The organism is Promicromonospora sp. NPDC057488 (assembly GCF_042802395.1).
Classification (GTDB): Bacteria; Actinomycetota; Actinomycetes; order Actinomycetales; family Cellulomonadaceae; genus Promicromonospora.
In genome coordinates this window covers 1-16,029 of the sequence record NZ_JBHVEG010000144.1, presented here as the reverse complement: position 1 = coordinate 16,029, position 16,029 = coordinate 1, and the positions used below count along the sequence as shown (strand labels likewise).

At 70.6% G+C, this 16,029-nt stretch carries 16 protein-coding genes; 9 read left to right on the top strand and 7 right to left on the bottom strand.

Features of this window, described 5'->3' with window-relative positions; translation table 11 throughout:
• Positions 1 to 60: 60 nt before the first annotated feature.
• Complete coding sequence (locus ACFU5G_RS22915; RefSeq protein WP_377249979.1) at positions 61 to 942, bottom strand: putative protein N(5)-glutamine methyltransferase; 882 nt, start codon at positions 940 to 942, stop codon at positions 61 to 63.
• A 338-nt stretch (positions 943 to 1,280) separates the two neighbouring features.
• Here ACFU5G_RS22915 and ACFU5G_RS22910 point away from each other — a divergent pair, with 338 nt between their 5' ends.
• From ACFU5G_RS22910 to ACFU5G_RS22885, 6 genes are all read left to right on the top strand, one after another.
• Complete coding sequence (locus tag ACFU5G_RS22910; RefSeq protein WP_377249976.1) at positions 1,281 to 1,565, top strand: LysR family transcriptional regulator; 285 nt, start codon at positions 1,281 to 1,283, stop codon at positions 1,563 to 1,565.
• A 233-nt stretch (positions 1,566 to 1,798) separates the two neighbouring features.
• Complete coding sequence (locus tag ACFU5G_RS22905; protein ID WP_377249973.1) at positions 1,799 to 2,242, top strand: hypothetical protein; 444 nt, start codon at positions 1,799 to 1,801, stop codon at positions 2,240 to 2,242.
• Positions 2,243 to 2,313: 71 nt separating this feature from the next.
• Positions 2,314 to 2,598 carry a hypothetical protein gene (locus tag ACFU5G_RS22900; protein ID WP_377249971.1) on the top strand — a complete coding sequence of 95 codons (285 nt, stop codon included), beginning with the start codon at positions 2,314 to 2,316 and terminating at the stop codon, positions 2,596 to 2,598.
• On the top strand, positions 2,599 to 3,561 hold the full coding sequence (locus ACFU5G_RS22895) for an ABC transporter ATP-binding protein (RefSeq protein ID WP_377249968.1): 963 nt from the start codon (positions 2,599 to 2,601) through the stop codon (positions 3,559 to 3,561).
• Entirely contained in the window at positions 3,558 to 4,316 is a 759-nt protein-coding gene (locus ACFU5G_RS22890) for a hypothetical protein (RefSeq protein WP_377249966.1), read from the top strand. The genes ACFU5G_RS22895 and ACFU5G_RS22890 overlap by 4 nt, the downstream gene beginning before the upstream one ends.
• 144 nt (positions 4,317 to 4,460) lie before the next feature.
• Positions 4,461 to 4,934, top strand: coding sequence for a hypothetical protein (locus tag ACFU5G_RS22885; protein WP_377249964.1), 474 nt, complete (start codon positions 4,461 to 4,463; stop codon positions 4,932 to 4,934).
• Here ACFU5G_RS22885 and ACFU5G_RS22880 read toward each other — a convergent pair.
• The 5 genes from ACFU5G_RS22880 to ACFU5G_RS22860 form a co-directional block, all read right to left on the bottom strand.
• Positions 4,931 to 5,542, bottom strand: a complete 612-nt coding sequence (locus ACFU5G_RS22880; RefSeq protein ID WP_377249961.1) for a hypothetical protein — start codon at positions 5,540 to 5,542, stop codon at positions 4,931 to 4,933. The two genes, ACFU5G_RS22885 and ACFU5G_RS22880, sit on opposite strands and share 4 nt — an antisense overlap.
• Positions 5,539 to 6,639 carry a hypothetical protein gene (locus tag ACFU5G_RS22875; RefSeq protein ID WP_377249959.1) on the bottom strand — a complete coding sequence of 367 codons (1,101 nt, stop codon included), beginning with the start codon at positions 6,637 to 6,639 and terminating at the stop codon, positions 5,539 to 5,541. Before ACFU5G_RS22875 ends, ACFU5G_RS22880 begins: the two co-directional genes overlap by 4 nt.
• Complete coding sequence (locus ACFU5G_RS22870) at positions 6,636 to 7,037, bottom strand: hypothetical protein (protein ID WP_377249957.1); 402 nt, start codon at positions 7,035 to 7,037, stop codon at positions 6,636 to 6,638. The genes ACFU5G_RS22875 and ACFU5G_RS22870 overlap by 4 nt, the downstream gene beginning before the upstream one ends.
• Before the next feature lie 191 nt (positions 7,038 to 7,228).
• Complete coding sequence (locus ACFU5G_RS22865; protein WP_377249954.1) at positions 7,229 to 8,536, bottom strand: Glu/Leu/Phe/Val dehydrogenase; 1,308 nt, start codon at positions 8,534 to 8,536, stop codon at positions 7,229 to 7,231.
• A gap of 352 nt (positions 8,537 to 8,888) precedes the next feature.
• Positions 8,889 to 9,653 (bottom strand): TetR/AcrR family transcriptional regulator, encoded by a 765-nt coding sequence (locus tag ACFU5G_RS22860; protein WP_377249951.1) that lies wholly within the window; start codon positions 9,651 to 9,653, stop codon positions 8,889 to 8,891.
• A gap of 90 nt (positions 9,654 to 9,743) precedes the next feature.
• Between ACFU5G_RS22860 and ACFU5G_RS22855 the strand changes: the two genes are divergently transcribed.
• Together ACFU5G_RS22855 and ACFU5G_RS22850 are read left to right on the top strand one after the other, a co-directional pair.
• Positions 9,744 to 10,733 (top strand): ATP-binding cassette domain-containing protein, encoded by a 990-nt coding sequence (locus tag ACFU5G_RS22855; protein ID WP_377249948.1) that lies wholly within the window; start codon positions 9,744 to 9,746, stop codon positions 10,731 to 10,733.
• Positions 10,730 to 11,521: an ABC transporter permease gene (locus ACFU5G_RS22850; RefSeq protein WP_377249946.1), complete on the top strand. Its 792-nt coding sequence runs from the start codon at positions 10,730 to 10,732 to the stop codon at positions 11,519 to 11,521. Before ACFU5G_RS22855 ends, ACFU5G_RS22850 begins: the two co-directional genes overlap by 4 nt.
• Positions 11,522 to 11,563: 42 nt before the next feature.
• Here ACFU5G_RS22850 and ACFU5G_RS22845 read toward each other — a convergent pair whose 3' ends face one another.
• The gene (locus ACFU5G_RS22845) at positions 11,564 to 12,334 is read right to left on the bottom strand and encodes an AraC family transcriptional regulator (protein WP_377249943.1); all 771 of its coding nucleotides are present in this window, start codon (positions 12,332 to 12,334) and stop codon (positions 11,564 to 11,566) included.
• 118 nt (positions 12,335 to 12,452) lie between these two features.
• Here ACFU5G_RS22845 and ACFU5G_RS22840 point away from each other — a divergent pair, with 118 nt between their 5' ends.
• On the top strand, positions 12,453 to 15,983 hold the full coding sequence (locus ACFU5G_RS22840) for a bifunctional proline dehydrogenase/L-glutamate gamma-semialdehyde dehydrogenase (RefSeq protein ID WP_377249940.1): 3,531 nt from the start codon (positions 12,453 to 12,455) through the stop codon (positions 15,981 to 15,983).
• Positions 15,984 to 16,029: the final 46 nt, after the last annotated feature.

Below are 16,029 nucleotides of genomic sequence, written 5' to 3'. Positions count from 1 at the left end.
TCGGTCGGTTGCGTTGAGATCGGTCCACTGATGGACCGATCTCAACGCAACCGGCCGATCTCATATCCGGGGTGCGGTACCTACCAGGGCTGTGGCGCCCAGGTCGTCGTCCGTCAGGACCGTGGGCGTCAGGCCCGCCGCCTCCAGGTGGGCGACGGCAGCGCTCACCTGGGCCTCGCCCGTCTCGATGAGCAGGTGCCCGCCCGGGCGCAGCAGCGCCGGGGCCAGGTCGATCACGCGGCGCAGGATCGCCAGGCCGTCGTCCCCACCGTCGAGCGCGGCGTGCGGCTCGTGCTCGCGGGCCTCGGGCGGCATCATGCCGATCGCCTCGGTCGGCACGTAGGGCGCGTTCGCGACGAGGACGTCGACGCGGCCCCGCACGTCGGCGGGCAGGGGAGCGGCGAGGTCGCCGGCGTAGGTGTACGCGCTCAGCCGCCCGGGCACTTCGGTATGCGGCAGTCCCGCCCCCGCCGCGCGTGCGGCGAACGACTCCGCGGCCAGTGCCTCCAGGTTCTCGTGCGCGCAGGCCACGACCACGGGGTCGACGTCGGCGGCGTGCAGCTCGACGTCGTGCCCCGCTGCCAGCAGCCGCGCCGCGACCGCCCCGCCGAGGGCACCGCATCCGCAGCACAGGTCGACGAGGAGCACGGGACGGCCGACGACGGCGAGCGTCGAGGCCCGCGCGGCGGCCTCCCGGACCAGCAGCTCGGACCGCTGCCGCGGTACGAAGACACCGGGCGCCACGATCCAGCGGCGGCCGTCGAGCTCGGCCCACCCCACGAGGTGCTCCAGCGGCAGCCCGTCGACCCGCGCCGTCACCAGGGACTCCAGCCGGGCAGGGTCGACGACGCCGTCCGCTGTCGCGGTCTCGACCAGGATGCGCGCCTCGTCCTCGGCGAACACGCAGCCCGCGGCGCGCAGCCGCGCGACAAGTTCATCCACGCCGTCAGCGTAGGTGACTGCGGGTGTGGCTGGCAGCCACTCCAACATGTGCCTCCAGTAAAATCGAAGAGATTGAGTGTGTTGACAGCACTCCTTCGTTATCGTGTGGATGGTCCGAGAGGCGGGACCTGTCCACGGTGCTGCCGCGTCGACTCGGACCTGATCATTCCCCAGGTGAACAGGAGTGCTGCGTGATGAATACAGACCAGCCCGCAACGGCGCAGAGGTATGGCGGTGACGCCGAGGTGCTTGCGTGCGGGGCGACGGGCGTTGCTTTTGCAGCGTTCCTCCTCATGGTGCGTCTCGGCGCCACTGCGTTCTGAGGGGGGTGAATCCTGGTGCGGATCACCCAAGTCCAGCTCGCGTCCTTTGTCGCCATCGTCGAGCACGGCTCGGTCACCTCGGCGGCGCGTCATCTGAGGTATAGCCCGTCGTCGGTGAGTGCACACATGTCTTCGCTCGAACGCGGTCTCGGCTCCCAGCTGGTCCGGCGTGTGGGCGGAGCCTACGTCGCGACCGAGGCCGGCCAGTACGTCCTTCGCCTGTCGCGCCAGGTCCTTGACGGCTACGGGCGCCTCGATGACGTCAGGGCCAATGGCATTCCCGACGGAGCAGGGCGGTGACGGCTTCGTCCACGTCGGGGCGTAGCGAGTCGTACTACATGTTCGAAGGCTCTGCATGAAACGATTCGATCCGTTGACGAGAGCCACCGGGTCGACGAACCTTTCGGATGTCGGGCCGATCCAGACACACATGGCCTCGACACAGACGGTCGCGCCAGGCGTTGCAGCGCCCGGCGCGACCGGAGCCGAAGTTATCCGACCCCACACACCACAACTGAAAGAGATGTGTGCACATGCGATCTTACCGATCGAGCTTCTATCGGGCCACGGCCATCTGCGTGCTGGGCGCTGTCAGCGTCACCGGCGTCGGCGTCGCGGCCCACGCTGCTCCGTCCGCACCGGCGGGCACCTACCAGACGGCCGCCGTTGCCAGCAGCTCGGCGACGCCCACGGAGTCCGTCCCGACGAACGCCCCCGCACCGAACGGTGTCAGCACCCCTCCGAGCGGGAACCTCGCCCCGATCGAGGTCCAGAGTCGATTCTCCTGGATCAGGGACATCATCAAGAAGGTCGCGCCGGCGGCCTGGAACGCTCTGAAGAACGCTGCGACGAAGACCTGGAACGCACTGGTCTCTGCGTGGAACAGCCTGGCAGGCTGGATCAAGACGGCGATCGTCGTGGCGGCGCAGGAGACGGCCCTGTGGATCCTCGAGACCATCTGGAACTACTTCAACTGACCTGAACGCGTTCGCGCCTGCGGTCGAGGATGTCCTTCGACCGCAGGCGCAGACGATTTGAGAGGAACGATGTGACCCAGCCCGAACATGCCAGTCCCGCCACGTGGCGGGATCCCACCCCTGGGTACAGGGTCGTCACTTCGATCGCATGCGCGATCGCAGTCGGTGCCCTGCCTCTTGCGTTCTGGATCAACCGCACTCAGGATGCGCCCGTTGCGGCGTTTCAATGGATCGCTCTCCTGGCCGGGATCGTCGCGCTGGATCGTCCTGCCAAGGCGTGGCCCAGAGCCGCCTGGGTGGCGAAGGTGATTGCTGCTGCGTACCTGGTGTCCGGCCTGCTGTTCATAGTCCTCTGAATGACGATCGAAAGCGGTGCAATGTCTGGTCAAGCCGGCCGCGGCGACGGTCTGGAAGCGAGATCGCTGTTCAAGAGCTATGGCAGCCGCCGTGTCGTCGAAGATGTGGATCTGCTCGCGCGCTCGGGTGAGATCACGGGATTCCTCGGTCCCAACGGTGCCGGGAAGTCGACGACGATGCGCATGCTGGCCGGTCTGTCGCGTCCAGACGCCGGAGATGTGCTCGTCGACGGTGCTCCCGTGCGCAGCGTGCCGAACTTCGGGCGTACGGTCGGCCTGCTCCTGGATGCGAGCGCGGTCCACTCGGGGCGGTCTGTCCGTGAGTCGATGAGGATCGTCACACAGACCATGGGAGTTCCGGCAGCGCGTGGCGACGACCTGCTCGACGCCGTCGGACTAGGTAGCGTCCTCGGTCGCCGGATGGGTGGCCTGTCACTCGGGATGCGCCAGCGGTTCGGCCTCGCGGTGGCCCTTTCTGGGTCGCCCCGTTACCTGATCCTCGATGAGCCGATGAACGGCCTGGACACGGAGGGGATCGGGTGGATCAAGGCCTTGCTGCGCGAATTTCGCGACGCAGGCGGTGGTGTGCTGCTGTCGACTCATCTGATCGGTGAGATCCAGGGGGTTGCTGATCGTGTCGTCGTGATCAACCGAGGCCGGATAGTGGCACAGGGGCGGCCGGACGAGATGGGCAGCCAACGCACGTTGGTCCGATCCGTCGACGATGACGCACTTGTCGCCGCGCTCAGGGTGGCAGGGCACGATGTTCGTGCCGACGAGTCGGGCCTCGTCCTGGACATCGATCCGGAGGCTGTCGGGCGGACAGCTCTCGATGCGGGGATCGTTCTCATCGAGCTACGCCGTGTCGGCGAGGATCTCGCGTCGTACGTCCTTGACCATACCGATGGTGAGTTTGCTGCCGCCACGCCGCGGAACACGCCGCTGATCGGAGCCACAAGGTGACCGAGCCGACCGTCAATATCGCATCCGAGAGCAGACCGGCACCGGGGATTCCCTTTTTCACCCAGGTCCTGGTGGAGCTGCGCAAGAGCATCAACACCCACGTCGCGAAGGCGGTGCTGGGAAGCTTTTTGGGCCTGGGACTGCTGGTCAATCTCTTCGTCCTGCTCAACACCCCGGAGCCCACCCTGAGCTCAGCGGGGCTCGTCGCGGCCGTTGCAGCGCTCGGCCTGCCCATCGTCAGCGCACTCGTCATGACGTCGGAGTGGAGCCAGCGGACCGCGATGACGACCTTCTGGCTCGAGCCGAAGCGGCATCGGGTCCTGCTGGCCAAGGTTGTGTCTGCGCTCGTCCTGGGTGTGGGACTGATCAGCGCTCTGCTGACGATCATGTTCATCGTCATCGCTGTGCTGCTCCTGGCACGCGGGATGCCCGTGACGACTGACGGCCTCGGTGACCTGCTTCTCTCCGTCTACGTCGGCGGAGTCTTCGGCGTCCTGTTCGGTGTTGCCTGGGGTGCAGCGCTGATGTCCACGCCACTCACACTCCTGTGGGTGCTGGTCGTGTCCCTCGTCATCGACCTCGTCCTGCCGTTCGTAGCAGGTGATCTTGCGCAGTGGTTCTCGACGTCGACCGCGAGCAACTGGATCATCGACCGGACCGCACCAGGGCTGCCTGTCCTGTCCTCGTTCTTGATCTGGTACGTGGTACCGCTCGCGGTCGGCTTCTTCCTGCAGGGGCGCCGTGAGGTGCGGTGAGGATGGCAGAGGCTGGCTGCTTCGGTCAGCGACGACCAGGTCGGAGGCCGCCGCATTCGTGTGGTTGGTGGTGAGGTAATCTGCGGGCGGGGCCCAGGTAGTTGTGTCGCCTCGGCCGAGACGGAGGTTCGACAGGGAACATCGATGGAGACCCAAGAACAGGCTGGTGACGGTTCGGAGCGCGCCTCCGACACAGCGGCACCTGGCCAGCGGCTCGGCGAGGCATTTCGCGCGCGTCTCAACGAACTGTTCGCTGCCGCCGAGCGTCGGGGCAAGCGCATCACCAACCGCGAAGTCGTCCTGTGGATGAACCATCACGGCTACGCGATCAAGGACGCCTACCTGAGTCAGCTCCGGTCGGGCCGAGCCGCTTCCCCTTCGTTGAAGATCATCGAGGGGTTGAGCGCCTACTTCGACGTCGACTCGTCGACACTGCTGAGCGCCGACAGCTCGCCCGGGCTCAACGAGTTGTTGAACGAGCACGGGGTCCGGTCCATCGCCACCCGTGCCGCCGGGTTGTCGCAGGAGAACATCGATGCCATCGCACGCCTGCTCGACCGGTTCAGGGAGGCTGAGAAACTTCCTCCGGTCTCCACGGACGAGGCTGATGTCCCCTAAGGGACGAGTAGCATCGTCGCCGCCAGGCCACCACAAAATCCGACGACGAACCCGGTGGCGACCTCGAGGCGGGTGTGGTCCTTGACACCGACGCGAGCAACGCCCACCAAGAGGCCGAGCATGAGGAGAACTGCCGCGGCCGGCCAGTAGAAGCTGGCAGCGATACCGGCCGTGACCGACAGGACGCCGACATGGATACTTGCCCGCACGAGCGGCGTGACCAGGGTCAGGGCCACGACTCCGGCAAGGCACGCAGCCAACAGCTGGAGCATCAGGGGTGGCGCGCCGACGAGGAGCATCACCGTGATCGCGACGGTCTCGATGATGATGAGCCCCAGGAGCGCGACAAGACGTTGCAACCGAGGGCGGACGTGCCGGGACTCCCAGATGCCCAAGCGTGCCAAGCCGTGGATGAAGAGGTACGGGACTCCCGCTGCGAGTAGGACGAGCAGGGGAACTTGCCACCAGGCCTGTGCCGGGGCGGCTGACAACAAGCCGATGGTGAGCACACTGGCAGCGACCGTATAGCCGGGTGCGAGCACCTCGGTCACGATCCGGGCCCAGCGCGGCTCGGCGTGCCTTTCGCTCGCCGGGAGGGTTTCGCTCATCGGGTCAGGGACGAGGCGCGCGCCTGGCCCTCCTGATGATCGGCTGTCGCTTCCAGGGCGCGACCCAGACGAGGTAGAGATGACTCCTCCTTCAGTTGTTCCGTCCAGTTGGCAGGGCTGGTGCTCCTTGGCTCGCCATCGGCCAGGCGCGCCACCGACATCCTGAGCTGGTGCGCAACGAGGACCTCCGGCGGGGCGTTCGGCACACGCTCCGCGACCGCATCCCGGTCGGACGAGGTGGAGTAGTGCGCAAGCGTTCCGATCGCGTCCAGGACCTGGATCGTGCGGTGGTAGCTGTCGACGGCCTTGTCATGAGTCGGAGGCGGAACCGTTGCCGAGACCGCCGTCGTGACATACCGATGCAAGAAGTCAAGGCCCGAGCGCTGTCGCCGCGCATGGACGGCGGCCGAGGACAGCTGTCCGACAAGGCCGACAGTCGTGAACACGCTCGAGCCGACGATCAGATAGCGAGTCCGGATACCGAGCACCAGGTTCGACCCGTCAGGGTCGCGCATCTGCTGCAGGAGCGCCAGCAGACTGACGACCGCCCAGATCGTGGCCAGCCCCGCTCCCACCGCCGTGAGGTCGGTTCCCCATCGAAGCTGCCACGTCCGTCGCGACCGCGATCGGAGAGCTGAGTAGGCGAACCAGGCCGTAGCGCCCATGAAAGCTCCGTAGAACACGACCCAGTAGACCGCCATGAGGGGCTTGCCGAACGTCTGGGAATCCAGATCCGCGGCGATCCACGGGCCGCTGGCGGCGAACGTCGTGATCATCGCCGTCGCTGCACCGAGGCACGCGCTGATGACCAGGGACATCCTCAAGACTCTCGCAGTCAGCGTCTGCATCACCCAGCCGGAGATCAGGACACAACCCACGACCAGCGTGATGTGCTTGGCGACCTCGTCGACCGGGCTGTCCGTGGCTCGGCGAAGATGCTCGACGACAACATGGATCCGCAAGGTCGATGCGATCGCGACGCAACCCAGTCCAAGGGGAAGAGCGGCATCCGACGGTGTCCGGGCACGCGCCGCGGTCCAGATCGTTGCACCCAGAAAGACCACGACCGCGATCCAGGCGAGAGTCGCGCTGTTCATCTGTACAGCTCCAGTGCCGTGAGGCGATCGCCAGTGCCGCCCACTGATGCGAGCGAGATCATCAATCGGCTCGCTGCCGCCTCCACGCGCTGCTCGGTCGCGTCGTCATAACCGTCACGGCGCCCCTCGTTGCGCTCGTGCGCGGGGTCGTCGAGGGCTTCCACGATGTGCATGAGTTCGTGAGCGATGATGTGCGCCCGGTGGAGCCTAGTGACCGTGTGGACGGTGTTCACGATGATGCGATCGTGGTTGGGATAGCCGAGCCACATTCCAGACAAGCCTGGGCCCAGGTCTTCATCCACCACGGTGAGGGGGCGCTGACGTAGCGCTTGGACCACGTCACAGGCCTCCTCGATGCTCCGAACACGGTCTAGCCGGTACTGCTGTAGCGCACCCATGCATCCCCTGCGTCGGCGTCAGTCTGTGCACCTCGTAGTGACGGATGTGGCGATAAGTGCGCATAGCGTACCAATTCGAGGGCAAGAAAGTGCCCGGCTGGTTCGCCAGCCGGGCACTTTCTTGTCAGAAGGTGAAATACCACCAGGCTGACCGTTCTGCCGCGATGAGGTTCTGGAAACAGACGCCCTCGTTAGGGGTACAGGCCCCGGATCTGGTGCGCCTCGGCGACCCGCTTGACGCCGATCACGAGCGCGGCGTCGCGCAGGGACAGCGCCTCGCGCTGGGCCAGGGCGGACACCTCGGCGTACGCCGTGGTCATGCGGTACTCGAGCTTGTCGGCGATCTCCTGCTCGGTCCACCAGTAGGTCTGGTTGGCCTGGACCCACTCGAAGTACGAGACCACGACGCCGCCGGCGTTCGCGAGCACGTCGGGGACCACGGTGATGCCGTTCTTCGCGAGGATCGCGTCGCCGGCCGCCGTCGTCGGGCCGTTGGCGCCCTCGACCACCCAGCGGGCCTTGACCGAACCGGCGGTGAGCTCGTCGAGCACGCCCTCGATCGCGGCCGGGACCAGCACGTCGACGGTGAGGCCGAGCAGCTCGGTGTTCGTGATCGGGTCGGCCTCGTCGAAACCGACGACCGAGCCCGTGCGCCGCACGTGGTCCATGAGGCGCGGCACGTCGAGGCCGGCGTCGTCCCGGATACCGCCGTACTGGTCGCTGACGGCGACGACGCGCGAGCCGCGCGCGGCGAAGATCTCCGCGGCGTGCGAGCCGACCTTGCCGAAGCCCTGGATGGCGACGGACACGTCGCTCAGGCCGACGCCCGCCTCGGCGAGGGCGGCGCCCGTGACGTGCACGATGCCGGCCGACGTCGCGGTGCCGCGGCCCAGCGAGCCGCCGACGGCGAGCGGCTTGCCCGTCACGACGGCGGGGATCGTGTACCCGCGGTTGACCGAGTAGGTGTCCATGACCCACGCCATCGTCTGGGCGTCGGTGCCCATGTCGGGGGCCATGATGTCGGTGTCGGGGCCGATCATCGGCATGATCTCCGACGTGTACCGCCGGGTCACGCGCTCCAGCTCGGCCTGCGAGTAGCCGCGCGGGTCGATGGCGACGCCGCCCTTGGCGCCGCCGTACGGCAGGTTGACCACCGCACACTTCCAGGTCATCCACATCGCCAGCGCCCGCACCTCGTCGACGTCGACGGAGGGGTGGTAGCGCAGGCCACCCTTGCCCGGGCCCAGGCTCACGTTGTGCTGCACGCGGAAGCCGTGGAACAGGACGGTCTCGCCCGTGTCGCGCCGGAGCGGCACCGCCACGTGGATCTCGCGGCGCGGGGTCGCGAGCATGCGGTGCAGGCCCTCGTCGTAGCCGAGGATCTCGGCCGCCGTGGCGAGCTGCGCGTGCGCGGTCGCCAGGGCGGAGCCCTCCGCGGGCGTGTCGGACGGCGCGAAGGTGGGCGGTGTTGTGGTGGTGGACGTCGTTGTCGTCGTCACGTGGGTCCTCCGTGGAGAACGGCGCCTCCCGCTTCGTGGGGGCGGGGGCGCGGGTTGCGCGGCGCGGGGTTTGCGCCTCGGTCTCACCGTATCGCTTCGATGGGCGAATGTGCTCGGCTGTGGGGTGTTAGCCGATGATTTTCCGGTGATAGTGCCATTGCTTGGGAATCAGCGTTCCGTAAGCCGCCAAGCGCAGGGGAGAAGGGCGTCCGGGAGGGCGCTCTTGATCGCGTCTCCGGCGACGGGGACACCCGCGCCGGCCACGAGTGCCGCGCCGGGTGTCGGGCCGGTCGTCACCGCCAGCCAGGGTACGCCGGTCGGGTAGGTGGTCGCTCCACCGGCGGTGAAGGCGTCAGGCCCGGGCGCCCCGCTTGTGCTCGACGTGGGCGACGAGCCCGTCGAGGATGCGCGCGAGGCCGAACTCCATCTCGCGGGCGGGGTCCGTGGCGGCCTGGTACGCCTCGCCCGCGGCCGCGCCCACGCGCCCGGCGAGCGGGTACTCGCGCCCGGCCATGACCACGCCGAGCTCGTCGGCGTTCGCGGCCCACCAGTCGGCCTGGGTCATCCCCGACGCGCGCTCCTCGGCGCGGATGGCCTCCTGGGCGCGCGCCACGTTCCCGGCGAAGCCGATGAGGAGGGCGACCGTCTGATCCATCTCGATGTCGTCGAGCCCGGCGCCCTCGACCGCGGAGAGCTGCCACTCGTAGAGGTCAGAGGCGCCCGGTCCCACCCAGGCGCGCAGCCCGGAGACCTCCAGCAGCCAGGGGTGCTGCCGGCACTCCTCGTAGTGGAACCGGGCGACCAGGGCCATCCGGTCGCGCAGGTCGTCCGGCATCTCCGGCAGCTCCCGGCGGCCGAGCGCCCGGTCGACCATCAGCACCACGAGCTCGTCCCGGCCGGGCACGTACGTGTACAGGCTCATCGCGCCGAGGCCGAGCTCGGTGGCGAGCAGCCGCATCGACAGGCCGGGCAGGCCGTCGCGGTCGGCGATCCGGATCCCCGCGTCGACGACGTCGTCCACGCTCAGCCGCTGCTTGCGTCCGCGCCGGGGCGCGGACGGCGCGCCGTCGTCGTAGCGCCACAGGAGGCGGAGGACTGGGTCCGGGTGGTCCGACATGGGTCCACCGTAACTTTCTCGTACGCCGTACGGAATGGATGCTACGCTGGGCGAGCCGTTAGTCGTACGCTGTACGGAAAAGGAGACGCCATGTCCCTCCCACCCCTCGTCGCCCGCGGACTGCGCAAGCGGTACGGCGACACCCGAGCCCTGGACGGGTTCGACCTCGAGATCGAGGCCGGTGCCGTCCACGCGCTGCTCGGCCCGAACGGGGCCGGCAAGAGCACCGCCGTCAACACCTTCGCCACCCTCACCCGCTGCGAGGAGGGGGAGGTCCGCGTCGCCGGCCGCGACGTGCGCCGCGAACCCGCCGCGGTCCGCGCGTCCGTCGGGCTGGTCGGCCAGCACGCCGCGCTCGACGAGATCCTGTTCGGCCGCGAGAACCTCGTGATGTTCGGCCGCCTCTACGGCCTGTCGAAGTCCGCCGCGGCCGAGCGCGCGGACGAGCTGCTCGGCACCTTCGGCCTGCTGGACGCCGCCGACCGCAAGGTGTCCACCTACTCCGGCGGCATGCGCCGTCGGCTCGACATCGCCGCCGGGCTCATCCGCCGTCCGGCGCTGCTGTTCCTCGACGAGCCCACCACGGGGCTGGACCCCCGGGCCCGCAACGAGGTCTGGCAGACGGTGCGGCAGATCGTGGACGCCGGCACCACCGTGCTGCTCACCACCCAGTACCTCGACGAGGCGGACCAGCTCGCCGACCGGATCACCGTGATGGACGCCGGCCGGGTGGTCGCCGAGGGCTCGGCCCAGGAGCTCAAGCGCCGCCTCGGCGGCGACCGGGTGCTGGTGACGGCGCCCGCGCACGCCGACCTGGACCGCCTCGCCGCGGTGCTCGGCGGCCGGGCCGACGCCGAGCTGCGGCAGGTCACCGTCGAGGCCGGCAAGGACGGCGGGGCGGCGACGCTGACCGCCGTCGTCCGCGCGCTGGACGCCGCAGGCCTGGAGGTCGACGACCTGCTGCTGCGCCGCCCGACCCTCGACGAGGTGTTCCTGCACCTCACGGCCAAGGACGGCGCCGGAACAGGCGCTACCGGAACGGCCGCACCGGCCCACGACACCGAAGGAGCCCTGCGATGAACGCCGTCGCCGCCACCCTGCGCCAGAACTGGGTGATCACCCTGCGCGACCTCAAGCACTGGCAGCGCGAGCCGTGGACCCCCGTCTTCGGCATCGCGTTCTCGGTCATGCTCGTGCTCGTCTTCGGCTACCTCCTGGGCGGCGCGATCAGCCTGCCCGGCGGCGGGGACTACCTCGCGTACCTGATGCCGGGGATCTTCGCGCTCTCGATGATGTTCGGCATCGAGGCCACGATGAGCGCCATCGCGAACGACTCGAAGAAGGGCGTCACCGACCGGTTCCGCTCGCTGCCGATCAGCGGCGCCGCCGTCCCGCTCGGCCGGGCCGGCGCCGACCTGATGAACTCCGCGGCCGAGCTCGCGGTGCTCATGGTGGGCGGCCTGCTCATCGGGTGGAGCGCCTCGGGCAGCGTGGGCGCCACCGTGCTCGGCGTCGTGCTGCTGCTCTGGCTGCGGTTCGCGATGCTCGTGCTCGGGGTGTTCCTCGGGCTCGCGTTCCGCGGCGAGGGCGGGGTGACGGCGGTCCAGGTGCTGGTGTGGCCCCTCGGGTTCCTGTCCAACGTGCTGGTCGCGCCCGAGTCCATGCCCGGGTGGCTCGCGTTCCTCGCGCAGTGGAACCCGATCAGCGCGACGGCGGCCGCCTGCCGCGAGCTGTTCGGCAACCCGACCGGGATCACCGGGGGAGTGCTGGCCGACCACGCCCTGCTGCTCGCGGTGCTCTGGCCGGCCGTGCTCACCGTGGTGTTCCTGCCGCTGACTGCGCGCGCCTACCGGCGGCTGTCGCGCTGAGACTCTGCCTTCTGGCGCCTGAGCCTGCGGTTCCGCTCCGGCTCAGGCGCCTACCCGCCGGGACCGGCTCCGGAACGACGACGGCGTCTCGCCCGTCAGCCGCGCGAACGTGCGCGTGAACGACGGCTGGTCGTAGAAGCCCGCGGCGGTCGCGACGTCGGCCAGCGGCACGCTGCTGGAGGTCAGCAGGTGTGCCGCCCGGTCGACGCGCAGCCGCAGCACGAGCTGGCGCGGCGAGAGGCCGAACACCCGGCGCACCCGCCGGTCCAGGGAGGCGGGCGCCGACCCGGCGAGCGCGGCGAGGTCCGCCACCGACGGCACCTCGCCCTGCTCCAGCAGGTCCTCGATCTCCCCGCGCAGCCGGGCCATGGCCTGGATCGTCGCGTCGTCGGCGTCGCCGGAGCGCAGGTCCTGCGACACGGAGACGAGCCCCACGTACGCGCCGTCGGCGTCGTGCAGGGGGAGCTTGGAGGTGAGGAACCAGCCCGGTGCGCCGCCCACGTGCCGGATCAGCTCCAGCTCGCCCCGCAGCGGCTTGTCGGTGGTGCGCACCAGCTCGTCCTGGCTCTCGTAGCGCTCGGCGAGCTCTGGGACGAACAGGTCCACGGCGCGCTTGCCGATCACGTCGCGCCGCGACCGCTCGCGCGTGCGCCCCACGAACACCTGGTTCACGAGCACGTACCGGCCGTCGGCGTCCTTGGCGCAGAACATGACGCCGGACAGCTCGTCCATCAGCGCGACCATGGCGGGGTGCAGGGCGGCCAGCAGGGCCCGCGCCTCGGGCCGAGCGGCGCCGTTCGGCGGGGTGCTCATCGGGTCCCGATGCTACGCGGCGGCGGCACCCGTCCGCGCAGGCTCTTGGCCGAAACCGGTGCGGATCGTGAGTGATCCTGCCAATACACGCGAGCAGCACCGGGTGCACCCTGGTGTCATGAAGACCTCTGCCCGGCGCGGGAGCGCCGACACCGCCGAAGCCCCCACCGGGGACGCCGGCGCACCGGACAGCGCGACGCCGCAGGCTCCGACCGAGCCCCCCGCGAAGCCCGCCGCCGACACCCTCGTCGAGGACGCCGTAGCCCTCGCCCGGACCTGGATCGGCGCCGCCACCGGGGCCGACGCCGCCGCCGGAGCCACCGGCTCGAAGACTGACAAGGCCGTCGCCCGCGCCTCCGCCGCGCTCGGCGCCCTCGTCTCCGACCCCGCGGGCCTGGAGCTCGCCGTCGGGTTCGTCGACGACGTCGCCCGCCCGCAGGACGTCCACGTCGCCGCCAAGGCCCTGGCCCGCCTCGGCAAGAAGGCCGGCAGCGCCACGTTCCTCAGCGCGAGCGACCGCGCCCTTTTCCGCGCCGGTGCCCTCACGGCCCCGGTGCTCCCGGGCATCGTCGTCCCGGCCGCCCGCGCCCGGCTCCGCCAGCTCGTGGGCCACCTCGTGGCCGACGCCGGCAACGGGCTCACCGCGCACCTCGCCCGCACCCGGGCCGAGGGCTACACCCTCAACGTGAACCTGCTGGGCGAGGCCGTGCTCGGCAAGGACGAGGCCGCCGGCCGCCTGGCCCGCACCGTCGCGCTGGTGGAGCGCCCGGACGTCGACTACGTGTCGATCAAGGTCTCCAGCGTCGCCGCGCAGCTCGTCACCTGGGACCTCGACGGCTCCCGCGACCGCGTCGTCGAGCAGCTGCTGCCGCTCTACCGGTCCGCACGCGACCACGGCGTCTTCCTCAACCTCGACATGGAGGAGTACCGCGATCTGGCCCTGACCACCGCGGTGTTCACCGACATCCTGGGCCGCGACGAGTTCCGCGACCTGGAGGCCGGCATCGTGCTGCAGGCCTACCTGCCCGACGCCCTCGGCGCGCTCGACGGCCTCACCGAGTTCGCGGCCAAGCGCGTCGCGAACGGCGGCGCACGCATCAAGGTGCGCATCGTCAAGGGCGCCAACCTCGCGATGGAGCACGTCGAGGCCGCCCTGCACGACTGGGCGCAGGCGCCGTACGCCACCAAGCCCGACGTCGACGCCAACTACGTGCGCATGCTCGACCACGCGCTGCGCCCCGACCGCGCGCACGCCGTCCGCATCGGCGCCGCGTCGCACAACCTGTTCCACGTGGCGCTCGCGATCCTGCTCGGCCGCGCCCGCGGCGTCTCCGAGGCGCTCGACATCGAGATGCTCCAGGGCATGGCGCCCACCGAGGCCGCCGCCGTCCGCGACGAGGTCGCCAAGGACCACGGCCACGTGGTGCTCTACACCCCGGTCGTGCGCGACGAGGACTTCGACGTCGCCATCTCCTACCTGGTGCGCCGCCTGGAGGAGAACGCGACGGAGCAGAACTTCCTGCACGCGGCGTTCGCGCCGCAGGCAGCGTCGGCCCCGACGTCCGCCATGGACCGGCAGGAGGCCGCGTTCCGCGCCTCCGTCGAGCTGGGCGTGCACTACGCGCCCGACGACGTCGCCCCGCGCCGCCGTCCGCGCACCGCGCCCGAGCCCGTGACCGGACCGTTCCGCAACGCCGCCGACACCGACCCCGCCGTCGCCGCGAACCGCGCCTGGGCGCAGCGGGTCACGTCCGCGCGCTCGGGTTACGTCCCGGCGCTCGCCGAGCCCCTGGCGTCGTCCGCCCAGGTGGACGACGTCGTCGCGCTCGCCCGCCGCGCCGGCACGGCCTGGGCCAAGGTCGCCCCGGCGGACCGCGGCCGGGTGCTGCGCTCCGCGGCCCAGCACCTGGAGGCCGCGCGCGCCGACCTGGTCGCCGCCATGGTGCACGAGGCCGGCAAGACCGTCGCCGAGGCCGACCCCGAGGTCAGCGAGGCCGTCGACTTCGCGGCCTACTACGCGCAGGCGGCCGAGGCCCTCGACCCGACGTCGGAGGCCTGGCCGGGCGCCCGCTACACGCCGGACGGCGTCACCCTGGTCACCCCGCCGTGGAACTTCCCCGTCGCCATCCCGATCGGCGGCGTGCTCGCGGGCCTGGCCTCCGGCTCGTCCGTCATCGCCAAGCCCGCGCCGCCCACGCCGCGCTGCCTGGAGATCGCCGTCGAGGCCGTGCACGCGGCGCTCGACGAGGTGGCGCCGGAGATCGGCCTCGATCCGGCCATCGCCCGCGACGTCGCGCAGTTCGTCCGCGTGCCCGACGGCGACCTCGGCCGCCGCCTCGTGACGCACGACGGCGTGTCCCGCGTGATCCTGACCGGCGCGATCGAGACCGCCGAGATGTTCGCGTCCTGGCGCCCCGACCTGCCCGTGCTCGCGGAGACGTCGGGCAAGAACGCGATCGTCGTGACGCCCTCGGCCGACCTCGACCTCGCGGTCGCGGACGTCGTCCGCTCGGCGTTCGGGCACGCGGGGCAGAAGTGCTCCGCCGCGTCGCTCGTGATCCTGGTCGGCTCGGTGGGCGACCCGCGCACCGTGACCGGCGAGCGGTTCCGCCGCCAGCTCGTCGACGCCGTGTCGTCGCTCGCCGTCGGCCCCGCGACGGACCTGGCCACGGTGATGGGGCCGCTCACCGAGCCCGCGCAGGGCAAGCTGTTGCGCGCCCTGACCACGCTGGAGCAGGGCGAGAGCTGGCTCGTACGCCCGCGCCGCCTCGACGCGGTGGCGCAGGAGGCGGGCCTCGGCAAGGGCCGCCTGTGGACCCCCGGCGTGCGCGACGGCGTCCGCCCCGGCTCGTTCTTCCACCTCACCGAGGCCTTCGGGCCGGTGCTGGGCATCATGACCGCGCGCACCCTGGACGAGGCGCTCGCGCTGCAGAACGCGGTGTCGTTCGGCCTCACGGGCGGCATCCACTCGCTGGACGACACCGAGGTGGAGCACTGGCTCGACCGCGTCGAGGTCGGCAACGCGTACGTGAACCGGCACATCACGGGCGCGATCGTGCAGCGCCAGTCGTTCGGCGGCTGGAAGGCCTCCGTGGTGGGCTCCGGCGCCAAGGCGGGCGGCCCCAACTACGTGGCGCAGCTCGGCCGGTGGGCCGACGCGCCCGACGTGCCGTCGCGCACCGAGGACCCGGCGGGCTGGCTCGCCTGGGCCCGCGCCGACGACGCCCGCGCCTGGCTCACCGAGTTCTCGCAGGCGCACGACCCGTCGGGTCTCGGCGTCGAGACGAACGTGTTCCGCTACCGGCCCGTCCCGGGCATCACGGTGCGTGTCGGCGCGGGCGCGCCGGACGCCGAGGTGCAGCGCGTGCTGGCCGCGGCCGCGCGGGCCGAGGTCGCCGCGACCGTCGTCGGGCAGGAGGTCACGGACGAGGCGTTCGCCGAGTCAGTCGCCGACGGCGTGGTGGCCGGCCGGATCCGTGTGGTGGGCGAGGCCCCCGGGCTGCGCGACGCCGCGACGAGCCGCCTCGGCTCGGTGACGGTGCTGGACGGCCCGGTGCTGGCGAGCGGGCGGCGCGAGCTGCTCACGATGCTGCGCGAGCAGGCGGTCAGCCGCACGATGCACCGCTACGGCCACCAGCGCACGGCCTGACGCCCTCGCTGGTCGAGCTTGTCGAGACCCAGGGTCTCGACAAGCT

Coding starts and splice junctions, on each gene's coding strand:
- ACFU5G_RS22905 (WP_377249973.1), top strand. CDS start 1,799: ATGCGATCTTACCGATCGAGCTTCTATCGGGCCACGGCCATCTGCGTG.
- ACFU5G_RS22895 (WP_377249968.1), top strand. CDS start 2,599: ATGACGATCGAAAGCGGTGCAATGTCTGGTCAAGCCGGCCGCGGCGAC.
- ACFU5G_RS22885 (WP_377249964.1), top strand. CDS start 4,461: ATGGAGACCCAAGAACAGGCTGGTGACGGTTCGGAGCGCGCCTCCGAC.
- ACFU5G_RS22880 (WP_377249961.1), bottom strand. CDS start 5,542: ATGAGCGAAACCCTCCCGGCGAGCGAAAGGCACGCCGAGCCGCGCTGG.
- ACFU5G_RS22875 (WP_377249959.1), bottom strand. CDS start 6,639: ATGAACAGCGCGACTCTCGCCTGGATCGCGGTCGTGGTCTTTCTGGGT.
- ACFU5G_RS22870 (WP_377249957.1), bottom strand. CDS start 7,037: ATGGGTGCGCTACAGCAGTACCGGCTAGACCGTGTTCGGAGCATCGAG.
- ACFU5G_RS22860 (WP_377249951.1), bottom strand. CDS start 9,653: ATGTCGGACCACCCGGACCCAGTCCTCCGCCTCCTGTGGCGCTACGAC.
- ACFU5G_RS22855 (WP_377249948.1), top strand. CDS start 9,744: ATGTCCCTCCCACCCCTCGTCGCCCGCGGACTGCGCAAGCGGTACGGC.
- ACFU5G_RS22850 (WP_377249946.1), top strand. CDS start 10,730: ATGAACGCCGTCGCCGCCACCCTGCGCCAGAACTGGGTGATCACCCTG.
- ACFU5G_RS22845 (WP_377249943.1), bottom strand. CDS start 12,334: ATGAGCACCCCGCCGAACGGCGCCGCTCGGCCCGAGGCGCGGGCCCTG.
- ACFU5G_RS22840 (WP_377249940.1), top strand. CDS start 12,453: ATGAAGACCTCTGCCCGGCGCGGGAGCGCCGACACCGCCGAAGCCCCC.